The organism is Caballeronia calidae, assembly GCF_900044055.2.
GTDB lineage: Bacteria > Pseudomonadota > Gammaproteobacteria > Burkholderiales > Burkholderiaceae > Caballeronia > Caballeronia calidae.
This window is the reverse complement of sequence record NZ_FCOX02000016.1, coordinates 96,918-108,556: the sequence shown is the minus strand read 5'-3', so window position 1 is coordinate 108,556 and position 11,639 is coordinate 96,918. Positions and strand designations below refer to the sequence as shown.

Below are 11,639 nucleotides of genomic sequence, written 5' to 3'. Positions count from 1 at the left end.
CCGCATCAGACATCAAGCACCGCATGGACGACGATCTCAATTCAAGACTCAAACCGCTGCGTGAGCGCATCGACGTGCTCGACGCGCAACTCATCGCGCTTCTGAATCAGCGCGCTTCCGTCGCGCTGGAAGTCGGCGAGGTGAAGAAGCATTTCAACGCGCCCGTGTTTCGTCCGGAGCGCGAGATGCAGGTCATCGCGCGCCTTCAGGAAATGAGCGACGGCCCGCTCGCCGACGAGCACATCGCGTCGATCTGGCGCGAGATCATGGCCGCGAGCCGCGCGCTCGAGCAGACCATCAGCGCGGCGTTCCTCGGTCCTGTCGGCACGTACAGCGAACAGGCGATGTTCGAGTACTTCGGGCATTCGATTCAGGGCGTGCCGTGCCCGTCCATCGATGAAGTCTTTCGCGCGGTCGAAGCGGGCGCGGCGCAATACGGCGTCGTGCCGGTCGAGAATTCGGCGGAAGGCGCGGTGTCGCGCACGCTCGATCTGCTGCTGCAGACGTCGCTCGTGATCGGCGGCGAACTCGCGCTGCCGATCCATCACAACCTGCTGACCGCGTCCGGCACGCTCGATGGCGTGACGCGCGTGTGCGCGCATCCGCAGGCGCTCGCGCAGTGCCAGCGCTGGCTCACCGCGAACGCGCCGCATCTGGAGCGCAAGGCGGTGTCGAGCAACGCGGAAGCGGCGCGCATGGCGCTCGAGGATCCGACCGTCGCGGCCATCGCCGGCGACCGCGCCGCGACGCACTACGGCCTCGGTGCGGTGTTCTCGATGATTCAGGACGACCCGCACAATCGCACGCGCTTCGCGATCGTCGGCAAGCAGCCGACCGATTCGAGCGGTCACGATCAGACCTCGCTCATCGTCACGGTGAAGAACGAAGCCGGCGCAGTGTTCAAGCTGCTGGAGCCGCTCGCGAAGCACGGCGTCTCGATGACGCGCTTCGAATCGCGCCCGGCGCGCTCGGGCACGTGGGAGTATTACTTCTATATCGACATCGAAGGCCATCGCGACGATCCGGCGGTGGCCGCCGCGCTGGATGAGCTGGGGCGCAAGGCCGCGTTCCTGAAGATCCTCGGCTCGTATCCGCAGGCGCGCTGATTCTGCTCGTGGGCCGCCGCGTGCGTTCGCGGCGGTCTGGTTTTCCTGCGTCGACGACGCGTTTTTATCGATGTCCCGTGGCTGCGTTCTCTTTCAATAAACTGGTTATTTTCGGCGTCGGCCTGATCGGCGGATCGCTCGCGCGCGCATTGCGTGAGCGCGCGGGGCTCGCGGGGCGTGTCGTCGGCGTGGGGCGCTCGGCTGCGTCGGTCCAACGGGCGATCGAGCTCGGCGTGATCGACGAAGCCGCCGCGCTGGACAACGACACCGCGCTGTCGAACGCGCTGAAGGACGCCGATATCGTGCTGCTCGCGGCGCCCGTCGCGCAGACCGAACCGCTGCTCGCGCGTCTCGCGCCGTTTCTCGATGCGCGGACCATCGTCACCGACGCCGGCAGCACGAAATCGGATGTCGTCGCCGCGGCGAAGCGGGCCCTGGGCGCGCGCGTCGCGCAGTTCGTGCCGGGGCATCCGATCGCCGGGCGCGAGTCGAGCGGTGTCGATGCGGCGCTGCCCGAGCTTTACGTCGACCGCAACGTGGTGCTGTGCCCGCTGCCCGAAAACGCAGCGGACGACGTGGAACGCGTCGCGTCGATGTGGCGCGCGACCGGCGCCTGCGTGCGTCAGATGAGCGAGGCGCAGCACGATCGCGTGTTCGCGTCGGTGAGTCATTTGCCGCACGTGCTCTCGTTCGCGCTCGTCGATCAGATTCTCGATACGCCGGATGCAGAGCTGAAGTTCTCGTTCGCCGCGGGCGGCTTCCGCGATTTCACGCGCATCGCGGCGTCGAGCCCGGAAATGTGGCGCGATATCTGTCTCGCGAACCGCACCGCGCTGCTCGCGGAACTCGACGATTACACCGCCGTGCTCGCGCGTTTTCGCGCGGCGATCGACGCATCGGATGGTGCTGCACTCGAAGCCGCGTTCGCGCGTTCGCGCGTCGCCCGAAAAGAATGGCAGGAACGCGGCGGCATCAAGCCTTCGAACGACGTCGCCGCGAAATAAGGACACACTATGGAACATCTCGATCTCGGACCTTTCTCCCGCGCGTCCGGCACGGTGCGCTTGCCCGGCTCGAAGAGCATTTCGAACCGCGTGCTCTTGCTCGCGGCCTTGTCGAGCGGCGAGACGTCGATCACCAATCTGCTCGATTCCGACGACACCCGCGTGATGATCGCCGCGCTCAAAACGCTCGGCGTCGATGTCCGCGAGGACGGCGAACGCGTCATCATCGGCGGGACGGGCGGCGCGTTTCCGTCGAAATCGGCGGAGCTGTTTCTCGGCAACGCGGGCACGGCGGTGCGCCCGCTCACCGCGGCGCTCGCGGTGAACGGCGGCGAATATCGCGTGCACGGCGTGCCGCGCATGCACGAGCGGCCGATCGGCGATCTCGTCGACGGGCTGCGTCAGATCGGCGCGAAGATCGATTACGAACTCAACGAAGGCTTCCCGCCGCTCAGGATTCACGCGGCGAAGATCGCGATCGACAAGCCCATCCGCGTGCGCGGCGACGTGTCGAGCCAGTTCCTCACCGCGCTGCTGATGAGCCTGCCCGTCGTCGAAGGCCGTAACGGTCCCGTTACGATCGAGATCGAAGGCGAACTCATCTCGAAGCCCTACATCGAAATCACGATCCGCCTGATGGAGCGCTTCGGCGTGACCGTCGAGCGCGACGGCTGGGCGAGTTTCACCGTGCCGGCGAGCGCGGGCTACCGGTCGCCGGGCGCGATCATGGTCGAAGGCGATGCGTCGTCGGCGTCGTATTTCCTGGCGGCGGGCGCGATCGGCCACGGGCCGGTGCGTGTGGAAGGCGTCGGGCGCGCGAGCATTCAGGGCGACGTCGGTTTCGCGGATGCGTTGAATCGCATGGGCGCGAACGTCATGATGGGCGACGACTGGATCGAAGTGCGCGGCGTCGAGTCCGACGACGGCAGGCTCGCGCCCATCGACATGGATTTCAACCTGATTCCCGACGCCGCGATGACCATTGCCGTCGCCGCGCTCTTCGCGAGCGGCGCGACGACGCTGCGCAATATCGCGAGCTGGCGCGTGAAGGAAACCGACCGCATCGCCGCGATGGCGACCGAGCTGCGCAAGGTTGGCGCGACAGTGGAAGAGGGCGCGGACTATCTCGTCGTCACGCCGCCCGCGACGCTGAACGCCGGCGCGGCCATCGACACCTACGACGATCACCGCATGGCGATGTGCTTCTCGCTCGTGAGTCTCGGCGGCGTGCCGGTGCGAATCAACGATCCGAAGTGCGTGAACAAGACTTTCCCGGATTATTTCGACCGTTTTTCGACGCTCGTGAAAGCGTGACCGGAGCGCATTGCCGTGAAACGCGATGAATTCGACTTCAATGACCGTAATAACGGGCCCGACCGGCCAGATTCGATGAAACCGACCCGTCCATTCGACCCCACTCCAGTGATCACCATCGACGGGCCGACGGCGTCGGGCAAGGGCACGGTCGCGGCGATCGTCGCGGCGACGCTCGGCTTTCACCTGCTCGACAGCGGCGCGCTCTATCGGCTGGCCGCGCTCGCCAGCATCCGCTACGAGATCGAAAAGGACGACGCGTCCGGCCTTGCAAAACTGGTCGAAGCGCTTCATATCACGTTCCGCGAAGGGTGCGCGCAGCTCGACGGCGCGGACGTTTCCGGTGAGATTCGCCAGGAAGAAGTGGGCAATCGCGCCTCTGCGATCGCCGTCCATCCCGAAGTGCGTCAGGCGCTCGTCGCGCGCCAGCGGGCCTTTCGCAAGCGCCCGGGGCTCGTCGCCGACGGCCGCGACATGGGCACCGTCATCTTCCCGGACGCCACGCTGAAAGTGTTTTTGACCGCGAGCGTCGAGGCACGCGCGGCGAGACGGTATAAGCAATTGATGCAAAAAGGTTTTTCTGCTAATATGGATGACTTGCTGCGCGATTTGCGTGCGCGCGACGACCGGGACATGAACCGGAGCGCCGCGCCGCTCAAGCCTGCGGCGGATGCGAAGACGCTGGACACCTCCGGTTTGTCGATCGATCAAGCGGTTGAACAGATCATCGGCTGGTACAGCGAAGTTCGCGTCTGAATGAGTGGTAGATGTAAGTGAAGTAGAAGTAAGGTGCTCCGTTTGATGACGGGGCGTGTGTTAAACCTCTTAACCCCGTATGGCCTGCCGCATTTCGGGTCAAACCCGCGGTCCAATTCCGGACCACCGCGTCAGACTGTGCAAATACAGATTTTTATGTCCGACCTGCAAACCTCCACCCCGAATACCGAATCCTTTGCGGCTCTGTTCGAAGAGTCGCTGACCAAGCAGGACATGCGCGCCGGCGAAGTGATCTCCGCCGAAGTCGTGCGTGTCGACCACAACTTCGTGGTCGTCAACGCTGGTCTCAAGTCCGAAGCCTATATTCCGCTCGAAGAATTCCTGAACGACGCGGGTGAAGTGGAAGTGCAGGCGGGCGACTTCGTTTCCGTCGCGATCGACGCGCTGGAAAACGGCTATGGCGACACCATCCTGTCGCGCGACAAGGCGAAGCGTCTGGCTTCGTGGCTGTCGCTGGAAAAGGCGCTGGACAACAACGAACTCGTGACCGGCACGATCACCGGCAAGGTCAAGGGCGGCATGACCGTGATGGTCAACGGCATCCGCGCGTTCCTGCCGGGTTCGCTCGTCGACACGCGTCCGGTCAAGGACACGACGCCGTACGAAGGCAAGACGCTCGAATTCCGCGTCATCAAGCTCGATCGCAAGCGTAACAACGTGGTGCTGTCGCGCCGCGCGGTCATCGAAGCGACGCAGGGCGAAGAGCGCGCGAAGCTGCTCGAGACGCTGAAGGAAGGCGCGATCGTCGAAGGCGTGGTCAAGAACATCACCGACTACGGCGCGTTCGTGGACCTCGGCGGCATCGACGGCCTGCTGCACATCACCGACATCGCATGGCGCCGTGTGCGTCACCCGTCGGAAGTCCTGTCGGTTGGCCAGGAAGTCACCGCCAAGATCCTCAAGTTCGACCAAGAGAAGAACCGCGTCTCGCTCGGCATCAAGCAGCTCGGCGACGATCCGTGGGAAGGCATCTCGCGCCGTTACCCGTCGGGCACGCGCCTGTTCGGCAAGGTCACGAACATCACCGACTACGGCGCATTCGTCGAAGTGGAATCGGGCATCGAAGGCCTGGTCCACGTGTCGGAAATGGACTGGACCAACAAGAACGTTGCACCGTCGAAGGTTGTCCAGTTGGGCGACGAAGTCGAAGTCATGGTTCTCGAGATCGACGAAGACCGCCGCCGTATCTCCCTCGGCATGAAGCAGTGCAAGCCGAATCCGTGGGATGACTTCAGCCGCAACTTCAAGAAGGGCGACAAGATCAGCGGCGCCATCAAGTCGATCACCGACTTCGGCGTGTTCATCGGTCTGCCTGGCGGTATCGACGGTCTGGTTCACCTGTCGGACCTGTCGTGGTCGGAAACCGGCGAAGAAGCCGTCCGCAAGTACAAGAAGGGCGACGAAGTCGAAGCCGTGGTTCTGGGCATCGACGTCGAGAAGGAACGCATCTCGCTCGGCATCAAGCAGCTCGAAGGCGATCCGTTCAGCAACTTTGTCGCGATCAACGACAAGGGCGCAATCGTCGACGGCGTCGTGAAGTCGGTGGACCCGAAGGGTGCCGTCGTCGCGCTGAACGCGGATGTCGAAGGCTACCTGCGTGCTTCGGAAATCGCACAGGACCGCGTGGAAGATGCGCGCAACGTGCTGAAGGAAGGCGACAAGGTCAACGCGATGATCATCAACATCGATCGCAAGTCGCGTGGCATCAACCTGTCGATCAAGGCGAAGGATTCGGCCGAACAGCAGGAAGCCATGCGCAACCTGCAGGGCGACTCGAACGCCGCCGCGACCGGCACGACCAACCTCGGCGCGCTGCTCAAGGCCAAGCTCGACGGCCAGAACAGCTAAGCCCTTAACGGCACAGCTGCAGTATGACCAAATCGGAATTGGTCGCCCAGTTGGCGTCGCGATTTCCGCAACTTGTCCTCAAGGATGCGGATTTCGCGGTGAAGACGATGCTCGATGCGATGTCGGAGGCCTTGGCCAACGGTCACCGCATCGAGATTCGCGGCTTCGGCAGCTTCGGGCTCAATCGTCGTCCTTCACGCGTCGGGCGCAATCCCAAGTCGGGTGAGAAAGTGTTGGTGCCGGAGAAATTCGTGCCGCACTTCAAGCCGGGCAAGGAGTTGCGCGAACGCGTCGATGGTCGCGCGGGTGAGCCGCTGAAGATGTCGAATGACGACGATGCCGACGATCTCTGATCGGCGCGCATCCCACTGATGATCCTTTGGATTGGTCAGTTCGCGGCGTCCGGCCACGAGGCAATCGACCAGGAAAGCACCCTTCGGGGTGCTTTTTTTATGCGCGGCGTTTCCGATGCGACGGGTGCGTTGTTTGCTAAAACGTCGTGCGCGGAAGCGTCGGCTGCCTGTGCTCAGGAGCATCATTTACAATACCGGTCACTTTGACCTGGGTGTTCAACCGCGCAGGCCGACCGGAAAGGGACGGCCCGTGTGGTGCAACCGCTCTTGCGAGACCCTACATGAAATTCATCGTCTGGCTGATCCGCATTCTGGTTTTCGTGCTGCTGCTGGTGCTGGCGCTCGCCAATACTCAGACCGCGACGCTGAACTTTCTCGCGGGCTACGCGTGGCAAGCGCCGCTGATTCTGATCGGCCTTGCGTTTTTCGTCGTGGGATTGCTGGCGGGGCTCGTGTCCGCGGTGCCGGCGATGCTGCGCCTGCGCATGGAGAACGGGCGGCTGAAGCGCGAGCTGCGCGTCGCGCGCGAGACGCCGGTGGTGAAAGAAGAGCCGCCGATGCCGCCGCTCATCTGACGTGGCGCGAAAGCGGACACCCAACATTCAACGACTAAACGCATGGATCTAGACTTCTGGTGGTTGCTCGTCATCCCCGTCGCTTTCGCGCTGGGATGGATGGCATCCCGCTATGACCTGAAAACGCTGTTGTCCGAGAATGCGAACCTGCCGCGCTCGTACTTTCGCGGCCTCAATTTTCTGCTGAACGAACAACACGACAAGGCGATCGATGCGTTCATCGAGGTCGCCAAGCTCGACCCGGAAACCATCGAACTGCACTTCGCGCTCGGCAACCTGTTCCGCCGCCGCGGCGAGACCGACCGCGCGATCCGCGTGCATCAGAATCTGTTGAGCCGCGCCGACTTGCCGGTCGCCGAACGTGACCACGCGCTTTACGAGCTCGGACAGGACTTTCTGAAGGCGGGCCTGCTCGATCGCGCGGAGGAAACCTTCAAGTCACTGAACGCGGGCGAGTACTCGCTCGGTGCGCAGCGCGCGTTGCTCACCATCTACGAAATCGAGAAGGACTGGCCGAAGTCGATCACGACGGCCGAGCAGATCGAAAAGATGGGCGCACCGTCGCTGCATATGGAAATCGCGCATTTCCATTGCGAACTGGCGCAGGAAGCCTTGCAGCGCAAGAATCCTGATAGTGCGCGCGCCGAATTGAAGCTCGCGCTGGCGTCGAACCCGGACAACGTGCGCGCGACGATCCTCGCGGGCGATGTCGAAGCCGCCGCCGGCAACGTCGATGCGGCGATCGCCCACTGGAAGCGCGTCGAGGAGCAGAACGAGGCGTATCTGCCGCTCGTCGCCGAGAAGCTGATGAAGGCGTACGGCGCGCTCGGGCGCAAGGACGAGGGCGTCGATCTGCTGATCGATTACGCGACGCGCTATCCGTCGAACGATCTGCTCGATGTCGCCTACAAGCACGTGCAGGAGTTGCGCGGTCTGGAAGCGGCGCACGAACTCGCGCGCCGGCAGATGCAGAGCGCGCCGAATCTCGCGGGCATGACGCGGCTGCTCGAAGCGCAGGAAGCGACGGCCGAGGAGCCGCGCCGCGGCGAGCTCGAACTGATGCGTAATCTGGTGAAACAGCGCACTAAGAATCTGCCGCGCTACACGTGTCAAACTTGCGGATTCCGCGCGCGGCTATTTTATTGGCAATGCCCCGGCTGCAGCGGCTGGGAGACGTACGCGCCGCGCCGCGTCGAGCCGATCACGAGCTCGGTCTGAGCCCGCGCGCGGCAAGCATGAAATCGGGCGGTGCGTGAGTGCGCCGCTTCAGCCACCGGCATTTCAGAAACCACCGGAAAGCGTATGAAAGTAACCATCGTCGGCACCGGTTACGTCGGTCTTGTGACCGGCGCGTGTCTCGCCGAAATCGGCAATGACGTGTTTTGCGTGGACGTCGATCCGCGCAAGATTGAAATCCTCAACAATGGCGGCGTGCCGATCCACGAACCCGGCCTTCAGGAAATGCTGAGGCGCACGCGGGCGGCGGGCCGCATCCAGTTTTCGACCGACGTGAAAGCGAGCGTCGAGCACGGCGATATCCAGTTCATCGCCGTTGGCACGCCGCCCGATGAAGACGGCTCCGCGGATCTGCAATACGTGCTCGCGGCGGCGCGCAACATCGGCAAGTATTCGAACGGCTTCAAGGTGATCGTCGACAAATCGACGGTGCCGGTCGGCACGGCGCTGCAGGTGAAGCGCGCCGTCGAGGAAGAGCTGAAGGCGCGCGGGCTCGAGGGCTCGGAGAAGCACGGCTTTTCGGTCGTGTCGAATCCGGAGTTCCTGAAGGAAGGTGCGGCCGTCGACGACTTCATGCGCCCCGACCGCATCGTGATCGGCATCGACGACGACCGCGCGGGCGATCTCGCGCGCGAGAAGATGAAGCGTCTCTACGTGCCGTTCAACCGCAATCACGAGCGCACGCTCTACATGGACGTGCGCTCGGCGGAGTTCACGAAATACGCGGCCAACGCGATGCTCGCCACGCGCATCTCGTTCATGAACGACCTGTCGAATCTCGCCGATACCGTCGGCGCCGATATCGAATCGGTGCGGCGCGGCATCGGCTCCGATCCGCGCATCGGCTATCACTTCTTGTATGCGGGCTGCGGTTACGGCGGCTCGTGCTTCCCGAAGGATGTGCAGGCGCTCGCGCAGACGGCGCGCGAGAACGGCAAGACCCTGCGCATTCTCGAAGCGGTCGAAGCGGTCAATCACGACCAGAAGGAAGTGCTCGTCAACAAGATCGTGAAGCGCATGGGCGAGGATCTGCGCGGGCGCACGTTCGCCGTGTGGGGCCTCGCGTTCAAGCCGAATACCGACGACATGCGCGAGGCGTCGAGCCGGCGCATCGTCGAGGCGCTGCTGCAGCGCGGCGCGACGGTGCGCGGCTATGATCCCGTCGCGCGCGAAGAGGCCGAGCGCGTGTTCGCGCTCGATCTCGCGGATCGCCCCGAGGACATGAAACGCCTGCAGTTCGTGAAGACGCAGCAGGATGCGCTGACGGGGGCGGATGCGCTCGTCATCGTGACCGAATGGAAGGAATTCAAGAGCCCCGATTTCGGGCACTTGAAGAGCGCGCTGAAGACGCCCGTGATCTTCGATGGCCGCAATCTGTATGAACCGGAATCGATGACCGAGATGGGCATCGACTACTACGCAATAGGACGTCCCCATGTCGAACTCGACCGCAACGGCACTCGTATCTAACACCGATATTCCCGTCGTGCCGCTCGCGCGCATCTCAGCGGCGCGCGTGCTGGTGGTTGGCGACGTCATGCTCGACCGCTACTGGTTCGGCGATGTCAACCGCATCTCGCCCGAAGCGCCCGTTCCGGTGGTGCATGTGCAGCGAAAGGAAGATCGTCTGGGCGGCGCGGCCAACGTCGCGCGCAATGCGGCGGCGCTCGGCGCGCAGGCGGGGCTTCTGTGCGTGGTCGGCCACGACGAGCCCGGCGAGCGCATCGTCGAGCTGCTCGGCGAGAGCAAGGTCGCGGCGCATCTGGAGCGCGACCCCGAACTGCTCACGACCATCAAGCTGCGCGTGCTGTCGCGCCAGCAGCAACTGCTGCGCGTCGATTTCGAGAACACGCCGAACCACGAGGTGCTGCGCGCGTGCCTCGCGCGCTTCGCGGAGATCCTGCCGCAGCACGACGTGATCCTCATGTCCGATTACGCGAAGGGCGGCCTCACGCACGTCACGCAGATGATCGCCGACGCGAAGCGCGCCGGAAAGCCCGTGCTGGTCGATCCGAAGGGCGATGACTGGGACCGCTATCGCGGCGCCACGCTCATCACGCCGAACCGCGCCGAGCTGCGCGAAGTGATCGGGCAATGGAAGTCCGAGGAAGATCTTCACGAGCGCGTGACGAAGCTGCGCGAGGAACTCGATCTCTCCGGGCTGCTGCTCACGCGCTCGGAAGAGGGCATGACGCTCTTCACGGAGAACCAGGTGTTGCACACTTCGGCCGAAGCACGCGAAGTGTATGATGTCTCGGGCGCGGGCGACACCGTCATCGCAACGGTCGCGACCATGCTGGGCGCGGGCGTGCCGCTCGTCGACTCGATCGTCTATGCGAACCGCGCGGCGGGCATCGTCGTGGGCAAGCTCGGGACGGCGACCGTCGACTACAACGAACTCTTCGCCTGACCTTATCCGACACATCGCCATGACCATCATCGTTACCGGCGCTGCCGGATTCATCGGCAGCAATATCGTCAAGGCGCTCAACGAGCGCGGCGAGAACCGCGTGATCGCGGTCGACAACCTCACGCGCGCCGACAAGTTCAAGAATCTCGTCGATTGCGAGATCGACGATTACCTCGATAAAACCGAGTTCGTCGAGCGCTTCAGGCGCGGCGATTTCGGCAAGGTGCGCGCGGTGTTTCATGAAGGCGCCTGTTCGGACACGATGGAAACCGACGGCCGCTACATGATGGACAACAACTTCCGCTACAGCCGCGACGTGATGGACACGTGCCTCGCACAAGGCGCGCAGTTCCTGTATGCGTCGTCGGCGGCCACGTATGGCGGGTCGAGCCGCTTCGTCGAAGAGCGCGAACTCGAGAAGCCACTCAACGTCTACGGTTATTCGAAGTTCCTCTTCGATCAGATCGTGCGGCAGGTGCTGCCGAAGGCGCAGAGTCAGATCGTCGGCTTTCGCTACTTCAACGTGTACGGCCCGCGTGAGACGCACAAGGGGCGCATGGCGTCGGTCGCGTTCCACAACTTCAACCAGTTCCGCTCGGAAGGCAAGGTCAAGCTCTTCGGCGAATACAACGGCTATGCGGCCGGCGAGCAGACGCGCGATTTCATCTCGGTCGAAGACGTCGTGAAGGTGAACCTGTTCTTCTTCGATCATCCGGAGAAGTCGGGCATCTTCAATCTCGGCACCGGGCGTGCGCAGCCGTTCAACGATATCGCGTCGACGGTCGTGAACTCCTTGCGCGCGCTGGACGGCGAGGCTTCGCTGTCGCTCGCGGAGCTCGTGCAGCGCGGACTGATCGAGTACGTGCCGTTCCCCGATGCACTGCGCGGCAAGTACCAATGCTTCACGCAGGCGGATCAGTCGAAGCTGCGCGCGGCAGGTTACGACGCGCCGTTCCTGACCGTCCAGGAAGGCGTCGATCGCTACGTGCGTTGGCTATTCGGCCAGCTATAAACGC

11 protein-coding genes are annotated in these 11,639 nt (G+C 63.7%); all 11 read left to right on the top strand.

Features of this window, described 5'->3' with window-relative positions; genetic code table 11:
• Window positions 1-23 precede the first annotated feature (23 nt).
• Window positions 24-1,106, top strand: a complete 1,083-nt coding sequence (pheA, locus tag AWB78_RS45780) for a prephenate dehydratase (RefSeq protein WP_062606176.1) — start codon at window positions 24-26, stop codon at window positions 1,104-1,106.
• Between the two features lie 77 nt (window positions 1,107-1,183).
• The gene (locus AWB78_RS48330) at window positions 1,184-2,110 is read left to right on the top strand and encodes a prephenate dehydrogenase (protein WP_062606174.1); all 927 of its coding nucleotides are present in this window, start codon (window positions 1,184-1,186) and stop codon (window positions 2,108-2,110) included.
• Between the two features lie 9 nt (window positions 2,111-2,119).
• Window positions 2,120-3,424 carry a 3-phosphoshikimate 1-carboxyvinyltransferase gene (gene aroA, locus AWB78_RS48325; protein WP_062606172.1) on the top strand — a complete coding sequence of 435 codons (1,305 nt, stop codon included), beginning with the start codon at window positions 2,120-2,122 and terminating at the stop codon, window positions 3,422-3,424.
• Window positions 3,425-3,499: 75 nt separating this feature from the next.
• Window positions 3,500-4,180 (top strand): (d)CMP kinase, encoded by a 681-nt coding sequence (cmk, locus tag AWB78_RS16890; protein ID WP_062606170.1) that lies wholly within the window; start codon window positions 3,500-3,502, stop codon window positions 4,178-4,180.
• Between the two features lie 138 nt (window positions 4,181-4,318).
• Window positions 4,319-6,049 carry a 30S ribosomal protein S1 gene (gene rpsA / locus AWB78_RS16885; protein WP_198399287.1) on the top strand — a complete coding sequence of 577 codons (1,731 nt, stop codon included), beginning with the start codon at window positions 4,319-4,321 and terminating at the stop codon, window positions 6,047-6,049.
• 23 nt (window positions 6,050-6,072) lie between these two features.
• Window positions 6,073-6,402 carry an integration host factor subunit beta gene (locus tag AWB78_RS16880; RefSeq protein WP_061179516.1) on the top strand — a complete coding sequence of 110 codons (330 nt, stop codon included), beginning with the start codon at window positions 6,073-6,075 and terminating at the stop codon, window positions 6,400-6,402.
• Between the two features lie 281 nt (window positions 6,403-6,683).
• Complete coding sequence (locus AWB78_RS16875) at window positions 6,684-6,977, top strand: LapA family protein (RefSeq protein WP_062606167.1); 294 nt, start codon at window positions 6,684-6,686, stop codon at window positions 6,975-6,977.
• Window positions 6,978-7,019: 42 nt separating this feature from the next.
• Window positions 7,020-8,195 carry a lipopolysaccharide assembly protein LapB gene (gene lapB, locus AWB78_RS16870; protein ID WP_062606165.1) on the top strand — a complete coding sequence of 392 codons (1,176 nt, stop codon included), beginning with the start codon at window positions 7,020-7,022 and terminating at the stop codon, window positions 8,193-8,195.
• Between the two features lie 84 nt (window positions 8,196-8,279).
• Window positions 8,280-9,683 (top strand): UDP-glucose dehydrogenase family protein, encoded by a 1,404-nt coding sequence (locus tag AWB78_RS16865; RefSeq protein ID WP_062606163.1) that lies wholly within the window; start codon window positions 8,280-8,282, stop codon window positions 9,681-9,683.
• Complete coding sequence (rfaE1, locus tag AWB78_RS16860; protein ID WP_062606162.1) at window positions 9,649-10,623, top strand: D-glycero-beta-D-manno-heptose-7-phosphate kinase; 975 nt, start codon at window positions 9,649-9,651, stop codon at window positions 10,621-10,623. Before AWB78_RS16865 ends, rfaE1 begins: the two co-directional genes overlap by 35 nt.
• Before the next feature lie 19 nt (window positions 10,624-10,642).
• Window positions 10,643-11,635, top strand: coding sequence for an ADP-glyceromanno-heptose 6-epimerase (gene rfaD, locus AWB78_RS16855; protein WP_062606160.1), 993 nt, complete (start codon window positions 10,643-10,645; stop codon window positions 11,633-11,635).
• The last annotated feature ends 4 nt before the right edge of the window (window positions 11,636-11,639 follow it).